At 29.7% G+C, this 18,682-nt stretch carries 21 protein-coding genes; 13 read left to right on the top strand and 8 right to left on the bottom strand.

Features of this window, described 5'->3' with window-relative positions:
- Positions 1-58: 58 nt before the first annotated feature.
- The 9 genes from tsaE to M6G78_RS08750 all read left to right on the top strand — a co-directional run bounded on the left by tsaE (position 59) and on the right by M6G78_RS08750 (position 8,456).
- Complete coding sequence (tsaE, locus tag M6G78_RS08790; RefSeq protein ID WP_138268198.1) at positions 59-526, top strand: tRNA (adenosine(37)-N6)-threonylcarbamoyltransferase complex ATPase subunit type 1 TsaE; 468 nt, start codon at positions 59-61, stop codon at positions 524-526.
- The gene (gene tsaB / locus M6G78_RS08785) at positions 519-1,229 is read left to right on the top strand and encodes a tRNA (adenosine(37)-N6)-threonylcarbamoyltransferase complex dimerization subunit type 1 TsaB (RefSeq protein WP_253230188.1); all 711 of its coding nucleotides are present in this window, start codon (positions 519-521) and stop codon (positions 1,227-1,229) included. Before tsaE ends, tsaB begins: the two co-directional genes overlap by 8 nt.
- 1 nt (position 1,230) lies before the next feature.
- Positions 1,231-1,674 (top strand): ribosomal protein S18-alanine N-acetyltransferase, encoded by a 444-nt coding sequence (rimI, locus tag M6G78_RS08780; RefSeq protein ID WP_138268196.1) that lies wholly within the window; start codon positions 1,231-1,233, stop codon positions 1,672-1,674.
- Between the two features lie 15 nt (positions 1,675-1,689).
- Positions 1,690-3,090 carry a hypothetical protein gene (locus tag M6G78_RS08775; RefSeq protein ID WP_138268195.1) on the top strand — a complete coding sequence of 467 codons (1,401 nt, stop codon included), beginning with the start codon at positions 1,690-1,692 and terminating at the stop codon, positions 3,088-3,090.
- Positions 3,083-4,087, top strand: a complete 1,005-nt coding sequence (tsaD, locus tag M6G78_RS08770) for a tRNA (adenosine(37)-N6)-threonylcarbamoyltransferase complex transferase subunit TsaD (protein WP_138268194.1) — start codon at positions 3,083-3,085, stop codon at positions 4,085-4,087. Before M6G78_RS08775 ends, tsaD begins: the two co-directional genes overlap by 8 nt.
- A 274-nt stretch (positions 4,088-4,361) precedes the next feature.
- Positions 4,362-5,489, top strand: a complete 1,128-nt coding sequence (alr, locus tag M6G78_RS08765; protein ID WP_138268193.1) for an alanine racemase — start codon at positions 4,362-4,364, stop codon at positions 5,487-5,489.
- Between the two features lie 196 nt (positions 5,490-5,685).
- On the top strand, positions 5,686-5,970 hold the full coding sequence (gene groES, locus M6G78_RS08760; RefSeq protein ID WP_138268192.1) for a co-chaperone GroES: 285 nt from the start codon (positions 5,686-5,688) through the stop codon (positions 5,968-5,970).
- A gap of 36 nt (positions 5,971-6,006) precedes the next feature.
- Positions 6,007-7,620 (top strand): chaperonin GroEL, encoded by a 1,614-nt coding sequence (gene groL / locus M6G78_RS08755; RefSeq protein WP_138268191.1) that lies wholly within the window; start codon positions 6,007-6,009, stop codon positions 7,618-7,620.
- 131 nt (positions 7,621-7,751) lie between these two features.
- A complete protein-coding gene (locus M6G78_RS08750) occupies positions 7,752-8,456 on the top strand; it encodes a metallophosphoesterase (protein ID WP_253230187.1) in 705 nt (234 codons plus the stop codon).
- A 106-nt stretch (positions 8,457-8,562) separates the two neighbouring features.
- Here M6G78_RS08750 and M6G78_RS08745 read toward each other — a convergent pair whose 3' ends face one another.
- Positions 8,563-9,420 (bottom strand): putative manganese transporter, encoded by an 858-nt coding sequence (locus M6G78_RS08745; RefSeq protein WP_253230186.1) that lies wholly within the window; start codon positions 9,418-9,420, stop codon positions 8,563-8,565.
- A gap of 190 nt (positions 9,421-9,610) precedes the next feature.
- On the opposite strand from M6G78_RS08745, the gene nadA reads away from it, so the two are divergent.
- Genes nadA through M6G78_RS08725 form a run of 4 tightly spaced genes read left to right on the top strand, consistent with a single transcriptional unit; the run spans position 9,611 to position 13,190 of the window.
- Positions 9,611-10,522 (top strand): quinolinate synthase NadA, encoded by a 912-nt coding sequence (gene nadA / locus M6G78_RS08740; RefSeq protein ID WP_253230185.1) that lies wholly within the window; start codon positions 9,611-9,613, stop codon positions 10,520-10,522.
- Positions 10,523-10,532: 10 nt separating this feature from the next.
- Entirely contained in the window at positions 10,533-11,822 is a 1,290-nt protein-coding gene (locus tag M6G78_RS08735; RefSeq protein WP_253230184.1) for an L-aspartate oxidase, read from the top strand.
- The gene (gene nadC, locus M6G78_RS08730; RefSeq protein ID WP_371922837.1) at positions 11,806-12,660 is read left to right on the top strand and encodes a carboxylating nicotinate-nucleotide diphosphorylase; all 855 of its coding nucleotides are present in this window, start codon (positions 11,806-11,808) and stop codon (positions 12,658-12,660) included. Before M6G78_RS08735 ends, nadC begins: the two co-directional genes overlap by 17 nt.
- Positions 12,661-12,671: 11 nt before the next feature.
- Complete coding sequence (locus tag M6G78_RS08725; RefSeq protein ID WP_253230182.1) at positions 12,672-13,190, top strand: transcription repressor NadR; 519 nt, start codon at positions 12,672-12,674, stop codon at positions 13,188-13,190.
- A gap of 12 nt (positions 13,191-13,202) precedes the next feature.
- Here M6G78_RS08725 and M6G78_RS08720 read toward each other — a convergent pair whose 3' ends face one another.
- From M6G78_RS08720 to thiS, 7 genes are all read right to left on the bottom strand, one after another.
- Entirely contained in the window at positions 13,203-14,024 is an 822-nt protein-coding gene (locus M6G78_RS08720) for an SDR family oxidoreductase (protein WP_138268184.1), read from the bottom strand.
- 112 nt (positions 14,025-14,136) lie between these two features.
- The gene (locus M6G78_RS08715; protein WP_138268183.1) at positions 14,137-15,006 is read right to left on the bottom strand and encodes a LysR family transcriptional regulator; all 870 of its coding nucleotides are present in this window, start codon (positions 15,004-15,006) and stop codon (positions 14,137-14,139) included.
- Between the two features lie 127 nt (positions 15,007-15,133).
- Positions 15,134-15,703: a thiamine phosphate synthase gene (locus tag M6G78_RS08710; protein ID WP_138268182.1), complete on the bottom strand. Its 570-nt coding sequence runs from the start codon at positions 15,701-15,703 to the stop codon at positions 15,134-15,136.
- Positions 15,687-16,862 carry a 2-iminoacetate synthase ThiH gene (gene thiH, locus M6G78_RS08705; protein ID WP_138268181.1) on the bottom strand — a complete coding sequence of 392 codons (1,176 nt, stop codon included), beginning with the start codon at positions 16,860-16,862 and terminating at the stop codon, positions 15,687-15,689. Before thiH ends, M6G78_RS08710 begins: the two co-directional genes overlap by 17 nt.
- Before the next feature lie 10 nt (positions 16,863-16,872).
- Complete coding sequence (locus tag M6G78_RS08700; RefSeq protein WP_138268180.1) at positions 16,873-17,649, bottom strand: thiazole synthase; 777 nt, start codon at positions 17,647-17,649, stop codon at positions 16,873-16,875.
- Positions 17,650-17,661: 12 nt separating this feature from the next.
- The gene (thiF, locus tag M6G78_RS08695; protein ID WP_138268179.1) at positions 17,662-18,303 is read right to left on the bottom strand and encodes a sulfur carrier protein ThiS adenylyltransferase ThiF; all 642 of its coding nucleotides are present in this window, start codon (positions 18,301-18,303) and stop codon (positions 17,662-17,664) included.
- Positions 18,303-18,497 (bottom strand): sulfur carrier protein ThiS, encoded by a 195-nt coding sequence (gene thiS / locus M6G78_RS08690; RefSeq protein ID WP_138268178.1) that lies wholly within the window; start codon positions 18,495-18,497, stop codon positions 18,303-18,305. The genes thiF and thiS overlap by 1 nt, the downstream gene beginning before the upstream one ends.
- Positions 18,498-18,682 lie beyond the last annotated feature (185 nt).

Genomic DNA, 18,682 nt, shown 5'->3' with positions numbered 1-18,682 from the left:
TAATATATTATTTTTTGATATAATATACTTTAAGTTTAAAATAGAATAGGAAAAGTTTATGAATTTAGTAACAAAAAATGATATTGAAACTACGAAACTTGGAGAAAATATAGGGAAACTTTTAAAGGATAATACGACTGTTTATTTGATTGGAGAAATGGCAAGCGGTAAAACTCAGCTTAGCAAAGGTATTGCTAAAAGTCTTGGATTAATATCAGAATTTTCTTCTCCAACATATACCATAATAAACGAATATAAAGATGGCGTTAATATTCTTTATCATATGGATGCTTATAGAATTGAAGATATAAGCGAACTTGATTATATAGGATTTTATGATATTTATAAAAAACATAAAATGATAATTGAGTGGGCAGACATGATAATGGATGAACTTGATTATAGCGGTATTATTGTAAATATAGAAAAATCAACAAATGATTTTAATGAAAGAAATATAAATATAAAAGCTTTAGATGAAGAGTCTAAAGATATTATAGATAAATTGGAGGAAATGTATGTGTAGAATACTTGCAATAGATACTTCAACGGTTGCGGCAAGCGTTGCAATTTTGGAAGATGATAGAATACTTGGAGAAGAATATACTGCGTATAAACTTAAACATTCTGAAAAACTTCTTCCTATGATAAAACATCTTCTTGAAGACGTAAGACTTACTATTGATGATATTGATTATTTTGCTGTAGGCAATGGTCCTGGGTCTTTTACGGGACTTAGAATAGCGGCAGCTACAGTTAAGGCATTTTCTCAAACAAAAAATAAGCCTATTATTTCTGTTTCTTCTTTGGAAGCTTGTGCAAACAATGTAAAAGGACTAAATGATGTTATTTTTGTTATTTTTGATGCACAAAGAAATGATACTTATTTTAATATGTTTATTGAAAAAGATTCTAAATTATCAGCTAAGTATGAAGATGGAATAAAAAATATTGAAGAGGTTATTTCAAAGGCAGAAGACTTTGATAGGGTTTTATTTGCTGGAGACGGGATAATAAAATATAAAGATAAAATTAAGGAAAAACTTAAAGATAAAGCTATATTTGCCACTACTTATAATTATCTTCCAAAGGCAAGCGGTGTTTGTATAGTAGCAAAAGAACATTTAAAGGAAAATAAAAATATTTACCGTTATGACAATTTCTTGCCGAATTATATAAGACCTTCTGCAGCTGAAGAACAAAGATTGGAAAAGAATAAAAGAGTATAATATGAGTATTTTGGTAAGAGAAGCGGTAATTACCGATATAGAAGATATAATTGAGTTTGAAAAAGGTTGTTTTGCAAATCCATGGTCTGATAATTCTATTTTTTCAGAGCTTATAAACGATAAAAGTTATTATATAGTTTTTTATGATAAAGATGAGCTTATAGCTTTTGGAGGTTATCAGGATATTGTCGGGCAAGGGCATATTACGACAATGGGTATAAAGGAAAACAGAAGAGGAAAAGGGTATGGAAAGGATCTTTTGCTTATCCTTATAAAGCACGCATTAAAAAAAGGCATTAATGAAATGACTTTGGAAGTTAGGGAATCTAATGAGCCTGCAATAAATTTATATGAAAGTGCTGGATTTAAAATTTACGGAAAAAGAAAAAATTATTATGCGGATAATCATGAAGATGCTTATATAATGTGGCGATTTGAAGAATAATTTTGGGGAGATATAATGACAAAAAAATTTAAGAATAAGATAAATATTTTTATATTAATTATATTGGTACTTTGTATGGTGCCTTCATTTATTCTTGCTGCATCAAAAACTGATGGGACAGAAGAAAAAAAAACAAATACAACAAGAACCTTTTTTTCATTAAATAAAAAAGATACATATGATAAATCCATTTTTATGGGAGTTTATACAAATATAGTAAATGAAGGAAAGATAAACGGTAATGTAATAGCACTTACAAGCAATATGGAAAATAAGGGATACATTGATGGAAGTGTTATATCATTTTCACCTGAATTTAATTCTACAGGTACAATCAATAAAGATTTAATAGGCTTTTATAATAATTTATATCTAAATAATGCTACAATAAACGGTGATTTAATTGTATATGGAGATAAATTAATTACAAACGAAAAAACATTTATAAAAGAAGATGTAAATGTATTTGTGGATGATGTTCTTTTAAAAGGAACTGTTAACGGAAATGTTTTTATTGTTGGGGATAGCGTAACAATTAACAGTAAAATAAATGGTGATGTTAAGGTTGGATGTAATGAACTTGTAATAGGAAAAGAAGCTGAGATAGAAGGTAAACTTATATATGAAAGTGAAAATCCTATAGTTAAGACAAAAGAAAGCAAGATAAAAGGAGGAGTAGAAAAAAAAGATTTAGGTCTTAATATTCCTCAAAGCATTACGACTTCTGATAGCAGTGTGTTTGCAGATTTTCTTGGATATTATAATAATTTAAGCAAGATAACAATTTTAATCATAGGCTTAATTCTTATAAAATTATTCCCTATAAGTGCTTTAAAAGTAGAGATATTTGCAAGAAGAAATATTTTAAAATGTTTAAGCATGGGGGCTCTTACAATGCTTGTAATAACTCCTCTTATGTTTATATTAATAATGACAGTTGTCGGCATTCCGGTTGCGCTTCATTTGTTAAGTTTATATTTTAACTTAACTTATATTGCAACTATTCCAACGGCTCTTGTTATTGGCGGACTTTTTGTAAAAGGTCAAAAATTATCTAGTAAAATGCTTACTGGTGTGTTTATTCTGCTTGCATTGGAATTTTTGTCTATAGGTATATTAAGTTCACTTATTATATTTGTATTTAATTTAATAGGAATAGGAAGCATTGTAATGCTTGTTTCACTATATTTGCGTTTCCAAATGAAAAGGGAAAAGACAGAATATATAACACTAATGAGTATTAATGACAGCAGAGAAGATATAATCAGAACTAAACAAAAATTTGAACAAATGAAAAGCAGAAAATTTGAAGAAGCAATGAGAAAAAGAGAAGAAACTCTAAAAGAAAATGATGATAATGAAAAACAAGAAGAAACTGAAGATATAAATAAAAAAGAGGATAAAGAAGATGAGTAGTATTTTAACTTTAGCGATTGAAACTTCCTGTGACGAAACAAGTGTTGCAGTTGTTGAAGACGGTATAAAAGTTAGGTCAAACGTAATTCATACACAAATTGATATTCATAAAGTTTACGGAGGGGTTGTTCCGGAAATTGCATCTAGAAATCATTTAATGAAGATTTCAAGTGTTGTAGATAAAGCACTATCAGATGCAGGTGTAACTTTTGATGATATTGATTTTATAAGCGTTACCACAGGACCAGGGCTTGTTGGAGCTTTACTTATAGGTTTATCTTATGCAAAAGCTCTTGCTTTTAGTTTAAATAAAGACTTAGTTGGTGTAAACCATATGGCAGGGCATATAAGCGCAAGTTTTCTTATGGGTGCAAAACCTCCTTTTGTATGTTTAACGGCAAGCGGAGGACACACAAATATAACAAAGGTTAATAGCTATACTGATTTCGAACTTCTTGGTTCTACTAAAGATGATGCTGCGGGGGAAGCTTTTGATAAGGTTGCAAGAAGCCTTGGACTTTCTTATCCGGGAGGAGTTCAAATAGATAAGCATGCAAAACAAGGAGATGAACACAGCATTGATTTTCCTATTGTTATGATGGGTAAGGATAATCTTGATTTTAGTTTTAGTGGACTAAAAAGTGCGGTACTTAACTATTTAAATAGTAAGAAAATGAAAAATGAAGAGATTAACATAGACAATGTTTGTGCAAGCTTTAACAGATGTGTTGTAGATACAATAGTAAATAAAACAATGTTAGCACTGAAAAAAGAAAATATGAAGACACTTTGTGTCGGTGGTGGAGTTCTTTGTAACGATATGCTGAGAAATGAACTAAAAAAACGATGCGAAGAAGAAGGCATAGAATTATTTATTCCTGATAAAGTTTATTGTACGGACAATGCTGCAATGATTGGATGTAGTGGATATTTTAATTATATAAATAACAAAAAAGACAGTCTGATTTTAAATGCAAATCCTGACTTAAAATTGTAATATATAGTTAAAAAGTTAATAAAAATGTAATAAAAATTATCAACATTTTTTGTGGATTTTTAAACATCATCAATGTAAAATATAATAAAATTGTTGATAATTCATGTGTATAAAATAGACAAAATCCCTTAAAATAAGTACTTTTAAATGTGAATAATTGTGGAAAACTGTGGATAAGTCTGTTGATATGTGTATAAATTTGTAGAAAAGATAACAAATTCATTATATTTTGTAAAATTTTATCAAAAAATGAATATTATGGAGTAATTTGAAAATGGAAAGATTTCAAACGGGTGTAAAGATAAATTTAGATAATTTAATTAATAATTACAGAGTAATAAAAAATAAAGTTGGAGATAAAAAAGTAATACCTGTAATTAAAGCTGATGCATACGGACACGGTGCAGAAATATGTGCAAAAGTTCTAATGGAAGAAGGAGCTGATTTATTTGCTGTTTCCAGTGTGTATGAAGCTATGTGTCTAAGAGAGTATGGTATTGACAGTGATATATTAATACTTGGTTATGTTCCGGATAGAAAGATTAATAAAATTTTAGAAAATAATATTATTCCTGCAATATACAATCTTGATTTTGCAAAGAAATTAAATGAAGAAGCTTTAAAAAACAATACAAAAGCAAGGGTACATATTAAAATTAATACAGGCATGAACAGACTTGGATTTAAAAAGCATGAAATTGACAGTGCTTTTGCCGCTTTAAAGGAGCTTACAAATCTTGAATTTGAAGGAATTTTTTCTCATTTTGCAACAAGTGACGAAGTTGATAAAACTTATAGCAAAATGCAATATGAAATATTTGAATATGCAATAAATAAAGCTAAAGAATATGGCTTTGACATAAAAATAAAACACATAGCAAATTCTGCCGCGATAACTGATTTAGATGAATATTATCTTGATGGTGTAAGAGCTGGTATTGTTCTTTATGGAATTTATCCTTCAGAGATTAAACCCGAGATTAATCCTTATAAACCTGTTATGTCTTTTCACACAAGCATAAGCAATATTTTTACAGTGGAAAAAGGAGAAACCATAGGTTATGGAAGAACTTTTACAGCTGATAAAAAAACAAGAGTTGCCGTAATGTGTGTAGGGTATGCAGACGGATATAACAGAAAGCTTTCAAACAAAGGAAAGGTTCTTGTTAATGGTAAATATGAATGTAGTGTAATAGGAAACGTATGTATGGATATGACAATGCTTGAAATTCCTATGGATGCAGACATAAACATAGGAGATAGCGTTGAAATATTTGGAGAAAATATAAGTGTTTCAGATTTAGCTATATTATGTGAAACAATTCCTTATGAGCTTTTATGTTGTATAAACAAAAGAGTAAAAAGAGAATATATTTTAAATTCAGAGCCGAGAGAATTTTAATTTCTCGGTTCTTTTTTTATAATTATCTTTAACATTAAATTAGAGAAAAATTTTAAAAGATAATTAATTTTTTTTATAAATACTATTGACAATATATATAAGTGTGCTAAAATACTATTAGCACTCAGAGAAGAGGAGTGCTAACGAGATTGATTATAACTAATATAAAATATATTTTAGGAGGCGTGAGTTAATCATGAAATTACAACCACTTGGCGACAAAGTCGTAATAAAAGTAAAAGAAGAAGAAAATAAAACAGCAACAGGTATCATTTTACCTGATACAGCAAAAGAAAAACCTGTTATGGGTGAAGTAATCGCTGTTGGTACAGGTGAAATCGTAGATGGTAAAAAAGTTGCTTTAGACGTAAAAGAAGGAGATACTGTTATTTATTCAAAATATGCAGGCTCAGAAGTAAAATTAGAAGGCGAAGAATATCTTATTTTAAGACAAAACGATATTTTAGCTATTGTTAAATAATTTTAATAATTAGTAGATAAGGAAAGGTGATATAAAATGGCAAAAGAAATTAAATACGGAATTGAAGCAAGAGAAGGTTTAAAAGCCGGAGTTGATAAATTAGCTGATACAGTTAAAGTAACATTAGGACCAAGAGGAAGAAATGTTGTTCTTGGTAAAAGCTTTGGTTCTCCAATCATTACAAATGATGGTGTAACAATTGCAAGAGAAATCGAACTTGAAGATAACTTTGAAAATATGGGTGCACAACTTGTAAAAGAAGTTGCAACAAACACAAACGATGCAGCAGGGGACGGAACAACAACAGCAACTGTACTTGCTCAAGCAATTATCGGAGAAGGTCTTAAAAACGTTGCAGCAGGAGCAAACCCAATGGTACTTAAAAAAGGTATCGAAAAAGCAGTAGATAAATTCGTTGAAGAACTTAAGAAAATTTCTAAACCTGTTGAAGGTAAAAAAGCTATTGCTCAAGTAGCAGCTATTTCTTCAGCTGATGAAACAGTAGGTGAACTTATTTCAGAAGCTATGGAAAAAGTTGGTAATGACGGTGTTATTACAATCGAAGAAGGAAAGTCAATGAAAGTTGAACTTGAATTCACAGAAGGTATGCAATTTGACAGAGGTTATTTATCAGCATACATGGCAACAGATGTAGAAAAAATGGAATGTGTATATGACAAACCATACATCTTATTAACAGATAAAAAAATCAGCAATATGCAAGAAATCTTACCTTTATTAACAGAATTACAACAAGCTGCAGGTAACTTACTTATCATTGCTGATGATATCGAAGGCGAAGCTCTTTCTACATTAATTGTAAATAAACTTAGAGGCGTAATTAACTGTGTAGCAGTAAAAGCTCCTGGATTTGGTGATAGAAGAAAAGCTATGCTTGATGATTTAGCAATTTTAACAGGTGGTACAGTAATAAGTGATGATTTAGGTATGGATCTTAAATCTACAACTCTTGATATGCTTGGTAGAGCAACACAAATCAGAGTTGATAAAGAAAACACAATCATCGTTGAAGGTCATGGGGACCCAGAAAAAATCGAAGACAGAAGAAATCAAATTAAAGCTCAAATTCCTGAAACAACTTCAGAATATGACAAAGAAAAATTACAAGAAAGACTTGCTAAACTTTCTGGCGGTGTAGCAGTAATTCAAGTAGGTGCTGCAACAGAAACAGAAATGAAAGAAAAGAAATACAGAATCGAAGATGCTCTTAATGCTACAAGAGCAGCTGTAGAAGAAGGTATCGTTCCTGGTGGTGGTAGCGCAATGATTTCTACAATTCCAGCATTAGACGAACTTGTAAACTCTCTAGAAGGAGATGAAAAAACAGGTGCTGCAATTATCAGAAAAGCTGTTGAAGCTCCACTTAGACAAATCGCATTTAACGCAGGTGTTGAAGGTAGTGTAGTAGTTGATAAATTATTAAATGAAGAAAAAGGTAAAGGTTTCGATGCATTTAACTTTGAATATAAAGACATGGTTGAAGCAGGTATCGTAGACCCAACTAAAGTAACAAGATCAGCTATGCAAAATGCTGCAAGTGTAAGTGCTATGTTCCTTACAACAGAAGCTAGTGTTGCTGATATTAAATCAGAAGACAACGCTCCTCAAATGACACCTCCAATGATGTAATTTAAGTGAAGCGAAATTAAAACACCCTTTATTAAGGGTGTTTTTTTATTAAAAAAAATTAATATTATAAAACATTATAAATTTATATTTTATGATAAAATTACTATATAAAATAAAATCAGAGGGTTTTTATGAGATATATAATAAGTGATATACATGGTTGTTATGATGAATATATGAATTTAATTAATAAAATAAACTTGAAAGAGAAAGATACATTATATATTTTAGGTGATGTAGTGGACAGAGGACCAAAACCAATGGATGTATTTAAAGATATAATGAATAGGAAAAATGTTATCTATCTTTTAGGAAATCATGATTTTCTTTTTTATGAAATGATAAAAAAATTTGATAAGGATTTAAAAGATAAAGATAAGAAAAATTTATCTTCTGGAGATATTGATTTATATTTTGCATGGAGCGAAAGTGGCGGGAAAATAACAATGAATGAATTTAAAAAGATGAGTAAAGAAGAAAAGATACAATTGGCTGATTATATAGAAAATGCAAGTTTATATGAAGAAATATATCATGACAATAAACATTATATTCTTACTCATGCCGGACTTGAAAATTTTGATAAAGATAAAGAAATCGGTGAATATGAAATATTCGATTATATAGAAGGAAGAAGTGACTATTCAAAAAGATATCTTGAAGATGAAAATACTTTTTTTATAAGCGGACATACTCCCACTATGTTAATTAATGATGACAGAAAACCTCATATATACAAACAAAATGGACATATTGCCATAGATTGCGGTTGTGTATATGGAGGAAAGTTGGCGGCATATTGCATAGAAACACAAGAAGAATTCTACAGCGATTAATATATATTCTTTTAGCTCTTTCTCTTGTTTTTACTGAAGTTGTAATAACACAGAAATTTATATTTACACTATAAATAAAAAGATATATCAATTTGATATACCTTTTTTATATAAAGTTTGAAAATAAATCAATTATTATTCCACAAAGTGAACCTATTAGATAGAGAAGAATAAGAATTTTAATGTTTTCTTTTCTGTCCTTGTTAACCTTAAATAAAACCAAAAGACCAACTCCTGCACTTACCAGTAATCCTGACATCATGGCTCCAAAGCCGAGTCCTCCACTTAAATATAAATTTGTTATTATTACTGAACCTGCACAGTTAGGTATAAGTCCTACAATTCCTGCTATTAATGAACCTATTACAGGTTTATTTAAAATAATGTTTGAAAGATTTTCTTCTCCAATAAATTCAATAAAAATATTTAGTACAAATGTAAATATAAATATGAAAATAAAAATATTTATAGTGTGTTTAATTGCAGAAAACAAAAAACTTTCTTCTTCTTTGCAATCATCATGCATATGGTTATTACTGTGTCCCATATTAACTTTATGATCTATGTCTGATTTTCTAAGTAATATATCTATTATTAACCCAAAAAATATTCCGATTACTACTTTTGAAAAAATTATCTTAAGTATTAAAGAAATAGGAGCAGCACTTGCAATCATTATAGGAAGCATTTCATCTGATGTTGATAAAAAGATTGCAATTAAGGTACCAAGGGAAATTATTCTTCCTGCGTAAAAATTTGATGCGGCAGTTGAAAATCCACATTGTGGTATTGCTCCAAGCAAAGCTCCTAAAATTGGGCCGAATATACCTGCTTTTTCAATTATCTTATTAAATTTATCTTCTGTTTTATGTTCAATAAATTCAAGTATTATATATGTAATAAGTAAGAACGGAAATATTTTAATGCTGTCGGTAAAAGCATGTTCTAAAGAATGTAATAGCATATAACTCTCCTTAAATTGTATTATGTTAGCCTATGGTAACATATTTTAATATAAAAAGTCTACCATAATTATATAATAAAATTTGTTTTTTTCTAATAGTAATAAAGTATTTTTAATATTATTTACAACTGTCTTGTCATATGTAAAGTTTAGTGCTATAATATGTGACAAGTCAATTAAGGAGTATAAAATGGGAGATACAGTTATTAGTAAAATCGAGAAATTAAAAAAAGAAAAAAATGCAGTTATATTGGCACATTATTATGTGGATGATGAAATACAAAGAATTGCAGATTATGTTGGAGATTCATTTTATCTTGCAAAAGTGGCAACAAAAATAAAAGAAGACGTAATAGTATTCTGCGGAGTATCTTTTATGGGAGAGAGTGCAAAGATACTTAATCCAAATAAAAAGGTTTTAATGCCTGATGAAAGTGCAGATTGCCCTATGGCACATATGGCAAGTGTAGAAAAAATAGAACAAATGAAAAAGGAATACGATGATTTGGCAGTTGTATGTTATGTAAACTCAAGTGCAAAATTAAAATCACACTCTGATGTATGTGTAACATCTTCAAATGCATTGAAAATTGTTGAAAGTTTGCCAAATAAAAATATTTTCTTTATACCTGATGAAAATTTAGGAAGATATGTATCAGAAAAAGTAAAAGATAAAAACATTATTTTAAATGACGGATATTGTCCTATACATAAAAAAATGGATAAAGAAAGTTTATTAAAAGCAAAAGAGCTTCATGAAAATGCTGAAGTTTTGGTTCATCCTGAATGCACGGAAGATGTATTAAAACTTGCTGATTACATAGGCAGTACAGCCGGTATTATTGATTATGCCACAAATTCTTCATGTAATGAATTTATTGTAGTAACAGAAACCGGTGTTTTATATGAGTTAAAAGAAAAGAATAAAGATAAAAAATTCTATACTATTTCATGTGAACAAATTTGTCCTGATATGAAAAAAATTACTCTTGATAAAATACTTAACTGTCTTGAAAATGGCAGTGGTGAAGTAGTATTAGATGAAAATTTAATGAAGGAAGCATATTTACCTTTGGAAAAAATGCTTGAACTTGGGAAATAAGGAAGAGATAATGAAAACTGATATAGTAATTGTGGGTACAGGTGCGGCAGGACTTTTTGCTGCACTTAATTTACCTAAAGATAAAAATATAATTATAATAACTAAAGATGAAGCGAAAAACAGTGACTCATTTTTAGCTCAAGGCGGAATGTGTGTTTTAAAAAGTGAAGATGATTATGACAATTATTTTGAAGATACAATGAAAGCCGGGCACTATGAAAATGATAAAAGGTCCGTTGATATAATGATAAGATCTTCTGTTGATATATTAAAAGATTTGGAAAAATATAATGTAGATTTTGCAAAAGAAGGTAATCATTATATATATACAAGAGAAGGTGCTCATTCTTCCAAAAGAATATTATTTCATGAAGACACAACGGGAAAAGAAATTACATCTAAGCTGCTTTTAGAAGCAGAAAAAAGAGAAAACATAACAATAATGGAACATGTTACAATGGTTGATGTTATTTCAAAAGATAATGTATGTTATGGTATTGTAGCAAGAAATGAAGAAAATGAAGTTTTTCTTGTAAATGCAGATTATACTGTATTTGCTTGTGGAGGAATTGGAGGGCTTTATGATAACTCCACAAATTTTCCTCACATTACAGCTGATGCAATAGCCATTGCAATTAACAGGGGAATAGAACTTAAGAATATTGATTATATTCAAATTCATCCAACCACTCTTTATTCTAAGAAGAAAGGAAGAAGATTTTTGATTTCCGAATCAGTAAGAGGGGAAGGAGCAATTCTTTTAAATAAAAACATGGAAAGATTTGCAAATGAACTTTTACCAAGAGATCTTCTTTCAAAAGAAATTTTAAAACAAATGAAAAAGGATAATATGCCTTATGTATGGCTATCAATGAAACCGATAGATAAAGAGGTAATAAAAAAACATTTTCCAAATATCTATAAACATTGCCTTGAAGAAGGTTATGACGTTACAAAAGAGCCTATTCCCGTTGTTCCGTCTCAGCATTATTTTATGGGAGGAATAAAGGTGGATTATAATTCAAAAACGTCTATGGAACATTTATATGCAGTAGGAGAAACAAGCTGTAACGGAGTTCATGGAAAGAACAGACTTGCAAGTAATTCCTTGCTTGAAAGTTTAGTTTTTGCCAAAAGAGCAGCAAAGGAAATAACCGAAAAGGATGAAAAATTAAATAAAATTGATATAAATATCAATTTAGATAATTACAAGGATTATACTTCATTAAAACAACAATATAAAGAAAAGGTGCTTAAAGAAGTCGAAAGGAACAAGAAAGAACATGAAAGAGCAAATTAGTATGAAATTAAATATGGATAGTCTCATCATGCAGGCTTTAAGAGAAGATATAACAAGTGAAGATATAACTACAAATGCCGTAATGAAAGAATATAAAAAAGGTGAAGTTGAGCTTATATGTAAAGAAGATGGGATTATTGCCGGACTTGATGTTTTTAAAAGAACTTTTGAACTTTTAGATGAAGATACAAAAGTTGAATTTTATGTAAAAGATGGACAAGAAGTAAAGAATAAACAACTTATAGGTAAAATTACGGGAGATATAAGAGTTCTTCTTTCAGGGGAGAGGACAGCACTTAATTATCTTCAAAGAATGAGCGGTATTGCAACTTATACAAATAAAGTCGCATCAATGCTAAAAGGAACAAAAACAAAACTTTTAGATACGAGAAAAACAACTCCGAATATGAGAATATTTGAAAAATATTCCGTTAAAGTCGGAGGAGGGTATAATCATAGATACAATCTTTCAGATGGTATACTTTTAAAAGATAATCATATTGCAGCAGCTGGAGGAGTTAAAGAAGCTGTTATTATGGCAAAAGAATATGCTCCTTTTGTAAGAAAAATTGAAGTTGAAGTTGAAAATTTGGATATGTTAAAGGAAGCCTTAGATGCAGGAGCTGATATAATAATGCTTGATAATATGCAAAAAGATGATATGATAGAAGCTGTAAAGATGTGTAAGGGGAAAGCCGAAACAGAGTGTTCCGGAAATGTAACAAAAGAAAATATAAAAAATTTAACTGATATTGGGGTTGATTATATTTCAAGCGGTGCTCTTACTCATTCGGCAAAAATTCTTGATTTGTCTATGAAAAATTTAAGAGCTTTATAAAGGATAAAACAATGGATGCAAAAACCAGAAGGAAAGAAATTTTAAATATAATTAAATATAATATGGAGCCGGTTTCAGGCAGTGCGTTAGCAAAAAAGCTAAATGTCAGCAGGCAGGTTATAGTTCAGGATATAGCGCTCCTTAGAGCCGAAAATAACGATATTATTTCTACACACAGAGGTTATATCATAAACGGAGGAAACACTTTTAAAAGAGTTTTTAAGGTCTATCACAGCGATGATGAAATAATAGATGAACTTAATACTATTGTAGACCTTGGAGCAAGAGTTTTAGATGTGTTTGTAAATCATAAAGTTTACGGAAAGTTAACAGCAAAGCTTGATGTTTCTTCCAGAAGAGATGTAATGAACTTTATTGATGGGATAAACAAAGGTAAATCTGCGCCCCTTAAAAATACTACTTCAAATTATCATTATCATACAGTGGAAAGTGACAGCGAAGAAGTATTGGATCTTGTTGAAAATGCATTAAAAGAAAAGAACTATCTAATAGAAAAAACAGCTGAATAATCAGCTGTTTTTTTATTGTTTTAAAGGTCCATAAAAATATGATGCGGTTGCTCCTCCATCAACTAAAAAGTCACTTCCTGTAATAAATGCACCTTCATCGCTTAAAAGAAGTTTAGCTATATTTGCAATTTCATCTGCTGTTCCAGGACGTCTTGCAGGGCAGTTTTTAAACATGTTTTTATAAAATTCTCCTCTTTCACCATTGAATTCATCAATTGCTAAAGGAGTGACTATTATTCCTGGTGAAATTGAATTTATTCTGGCATTTCTTTCTCCCCATTTTACAGCTTCTGCCATAACTCTTTTTACATTACATCGTTTTGCCATTTGGTATGCATGAAGTGTATCTTTTATATTTTTAAATATATCTAAATTTAATAATTCTTCAGTAGGTGTTGTTGCAAGTAGCTCATCTTCTTCTTTTGTTAATGCTGGTAGTCTGTGTCCAGATTGAGAGGATATTGTTACCCCACATCCACCTTGTTTTATTTCTTTCCCAACTTCTTCTAATAACACGGCGGTTCCGTATAAATCTACTTTTAAAATTGTTTCTATTGATGCTTGAGAAGGGGATACTCCTGCGGCATTAATAAGCATAGTTATTTCACCAAATGATTTCGCATAATTAATAATATCAATAATAGAACTTCTTAAAGCTAAATCCATTTGTTTTGATACAGTATCAAAACCTGCATTATTCATTATGTTTGATATATTATCAGCATTTTTTTTATTTTTGTCAGCAATAATTATTTTCTTTCCAAAGCCTACTCTTCTTGCAATTGCCATACCTATTTGACCGGCACCAGTTAAAATAACAACATCTTTTTTCATTTTCTTCATCTCCTTTAATAATATTTTATATTTTTATTATTAAAGGAGCAATTCAAGTTTTATATCACCATCATAAGTAAAACTTATGTGAACATATGATTCGTATTACGATTTAGTTAAGTAGCATTTTTGCAAAATCTTCAATTAAATCATACTTTTTATTGTCTTTTTTCCAGAAAGCATAATATTTTATTTCCATTTGTTTATTATCTTTAAACAGTGGAATTGTTTTTAAATTATTATTTTCTTTATTTTCTTTTTCACATAACCTAAAACCTCTATTGGCGGATATAAATAGTTTGCTTTCATCTTTATTCTTTGCAAATATAGTTTCTCCCTTAAAATTAAGAATATCTTTATAAAAAAGCTGCTCGTTATTTTCCTGCTTTTGAGATGAAATTATAATACAGGTATAAGGTTTTAAATCTTGCATTGTTACAAATTCATTATTTGATAAAGGATGTGTTTTAGAAACTTCAATAAAATATTTGTTTGAAAATAAATATTGATTTACATAGTTATCACTAAAAGCTCTTCTTTGATCATTTAATACTATATCAACTTTACCATCCCTTAAATTTTCATATAAATCTTCATGGTTTCCGCTTATTAAATTTAAATCAGTGTTAGGATAAATTGATGTAAATTTAATAATTGCTTTTTTTAATCTGTCACCTTCATAATTATTTAGATACCCGAAATTTATATAGTTTCTCTTATTTTTTGCAATAGCTATAGTTTCTTGTTTTATTTCTTCAGCTTTTTCTAGAAGGATAAGTCCTTCTTTATAGAAGTATTTTCCAGCACTTGTTAAAGAAAAACCTCTGTTTTTTCTTTTTAAAAGTTCAACTCCTAGTTCTGATTCTAAAGCTTTAATTTGTTGAGATATTGCAGACTGAGATATATAGCATTCTTCTGCTGCTAAAGTAAAGCTTCCAGTTTGAACAATTTTTGTAAAATAATATATTTGTTTAAGTAACATCTTAATCACCTTATTTTTTTACATTATAATATTAATTTATCAATTTTATTATTTATTATAATTGATATAACTAAAATAATAAATTAAAGTGTTATAAATAATAAAAAAACTGTCTAAAAAGACAGTTTTATATTTTCCCTTCCATAAATCCAGACATTATACAAGCACCTTTTGCCCCCATATCAATAACTTTATCAATATTTTCTTTATTAATTCCACCTATTGCATATACTGGAATATCGACACATTCCGTTACTTCTTTTAAAAAGTCTAGCCCTCTACCTTTAAGACCTTTTTTACAGTCCGTTTCAAAAATATGTCCTGCTGTTATATAGGTTGCGCCAAGATTTTTAGCTTCTATTGCTTCATTAGTGCTGTGTGTTGAAATTCCAATAACATCAAAATATTTAAGCTTTTCTTTTTCCTCTTTTGCTTTCCAAAGAGGAAGATGTATTTTCTTTTGATTTAAGGATATTGCTGTATCAATGAAATTATGAAGTATTATATCTGTGCTGTATTTATCACATATTTTTATTACTTCCATAGCAAGTATTTTATATTCATCTTCTTTTAAGTCTTTTTCCCTTAAAACTATAGCTTTAGGATTTTTTTTACATATTTGTTCTATTCTCTTATAAAAATCTATATTGCATAAATGTCTGTTTGTGATACATATTAAATTATGATAAGTATACATAATCATTCATTACGGGTTGAAGACCTCTATTTTTAATTGCGTCTAAAACTTCATCAAGAGTTCTAGCATCGCTGATTTCAAATTGGTCGTCTCCTTCTTCTTCTACTTCATCAGTATGACTTCCAATTCCCGTACTTACTCCTGCCGATATTTTTGTTGCACACATTCCAAGAACATTATCCCTAAATCCTGCTCTTTCTCTTGTTGAGATAGTTAGTCCTGCAAAAGGCATAAATAATCTATATGCACACATAACTTGAAGAAGTTGTGGTTCGTGTACGTCTTTTGGATTTATTTTGTCGTTGTTTATTATAGGTCTAAGTCTAGGACATGAGAAAGATATTTCTGCATGAGGATATTTTCTTTGTAGATAATATGCATGAAGTCCTGTTGCAAGAGCGTCTTTTCTAAAATCATCAAGACCAAGCAATGCCGCAAAGGCAACTCCTCTCATTCCACCCATTAAGGCTCTTTCCTGTGCATTAAATCTATAAGGGAAAATTCTTTTATGCCCCATTAAATGAAGTGTTTCATATTTATCTGAATTGTATGTTTCTTGGAATACCGTTACAAAATCTGCACCGTGTTCGTGTAAGTATTTGTATTCATCGCTATTCATAGGATAAACTTCAATACCTACGTTTTTAAAGTATTTTTTTGCTATTTCGCAGGCTTTACCTATGTATTCAACATCAGACATTTTTCTGCTTTCGCCTGTTAGTATAAGTATTTCTTCTATACCTGTTTTACTTATTGCTTCCATTTCTTTTTCAATATCTTCATATGGAAGTTTTGCTCTCTTAATTTTATTGTAGCAGTTAAATCCACAGTATATACAATAGTTTTCACAGTAGTTTGATATATAAAGAGGAGTAAAAAGATATATTGAGTTCCCAAAATGTTTTCTTGTTTCTTTTGTAGCAGCTTTTGCCATGTCTTCAAGGAAAGGCAGAGCTTCAGGGGATAATAAAGCCTTAAAATCTTCTATTGATTTTTCGTCTTTGTTTAAAGCTCTTATTACATCTTCTTTTGTATATATATCAAAATTTGTATTTTCTATTTCGTTTATTACTTTATCCATAATGTCTGAAGGTATTTGTTCCATATCTTCCATATATTCCATATGACTTACTTTTCTCATTTCTTCGATGCTTTTCATTTCTGCCTCCTTAGTCTCTTAAAAATCCTGTTAGCGGAGAAGATGAAACTGCTCCGTCTTCTATAACTCTTCCAAGACCTGCAAGATAAGCATTTCTGCCGGCATTTATTGCATCTTTAAATGCTTTTGCCATTAGAGGAATATCTTTTGCTGTTGCTACTGCAGTATTTACCATTACCGCATCTGCTCCCATTTCCATTACTTCACAAGCTTCACTTGGTCTTCCAAGACCTGCATCAACTATTACCGGAACATCTATTTCGTTTATAAGTACTCTTATAAATTCTTTTGTAGAAAGTCCTTTGTTTGAACCAATAGGGGATGCTAATGGCATTACACATGCTGCTCCTGCATTTACCATATCCCTTGCTGCGTTTAAGTCAGGATACATATAAGGCATTACAATAAATCCTTCTTTTGCTAACTCTTCTGTTGCTTTTATTGTTTCGTAATTATCAGGTAAAAGATATTTTGATTCATGTATAACTTCTATTTTAATAAAGTCTCCACATCCAAGTTCTCTTGCAAGCTTTGCTATTCTTACGGCTTCTTTTGCGTTTCTTGCTCCTGATGTGTTTGGTAGAAGGGTTACTCCTTTTGGAATAAAATCAAGAATATTTTCTCCTTTTACAGTGTTTGCTCTTCTTAAAGCAAGGGTTATTATTTGTGCGTCGGCATATTTAATTGCCGCATCAATTAAGTTTAAGTCGTATTTTCCTGAACCTAGGATAAATCTTGAAGAAAATTCTTTTCCTCCGATTATAAGTTTGTCTTCTTTGTTTTGCATTGTTTTTCTCCTTTACACTTCTTCTTTTCCTAAAATAAGTCTTATTGCCATGTTTGCTTGATGTGCTGCACATATGTTTACTCTTGGCGCCATAAGTCCGATACCATTATTTATATCGCTTTTCTCATCACCGCAAATATATAAGGTTTTCATTTTTTTTGTAGTTTTTATTAAGTTTGAACTGTCAAATCCAGCCATACCGTTTCCTGAAATAATTTTTTTGTCTTTATATTCACTTAGAATAGCAGTTATTAGCATAGCTTTATTTTTTGCATCGTCAAAAGCTTCACATATTATATCGTCATCTTTAAATATTTGTGCTGCATTTGTTTCGTTTATCTTTATATCGTCAGCTTTAATATTTAAATATGGATTTACTTCTTTTAATATATCTATTGTCGCTTTTGTTTTTTTCATGCCAAGGTGTTTTATATAATAATTTTGTCTGTTTAAATTGCTTAAGTCTACTTTGTCGAAATCGACTATATGAATATTTTCTATTCCGCTTCTTGCAAGCATTACGGCTATATTTGAACCAAGTCCTCCAAGTCCTGCCACTGCGACTTTTGCGTTTTTTAGCTTTTCATGTATTTCATTTGAAAATCTTATATCTATTATTTGGTTTATTTCTTCTTTTTTAGGTACTTTATTCATCAGCCTCCTCCTACAAAACTTACTACTTCTATTTTGTCGTTGTCTTTTATTTTGATCTTATCAAAATCTTTTTTGCTTATTATTTCTTCATTAAGTTCCACTGCTACTTTTTCACTATCAAAATTGCATTTTTCCAGCAGTTCTTTTAAAGAAATATCAGATAATTTTGTGTCTTGACCGTTTATCTTTATCATATTTCCTCCTTTTTCGTAAAAAAAATACCACAAGAAGAATCTACACCCGCGGTGGTGTACCCCTTCTTGTGGTAATCACAATCTAAATATATTATATTAAGTTATATTTTGTTTGTCAATTAAAATTACATTAGAATTCTTTAGAATTATTGACTTTATTCATACATTAGATTAAAATATGTAGC

The sequence above is a fragment of the Anaerofustis sp. NSJ-163 genome, from assembly GCF_024135845.1.
Taxonomy (GTDB): Bacteria; Bacillota; Clostridia; order Eubacteriales; family Anaerofustaceae; genus Anaerofustis; species Anaerofustis butyriciformans.
Note: the sequence above shows the minus strand (reverse complement) of the source record. Positions and strands in the feature narration are given on the sequence as shown.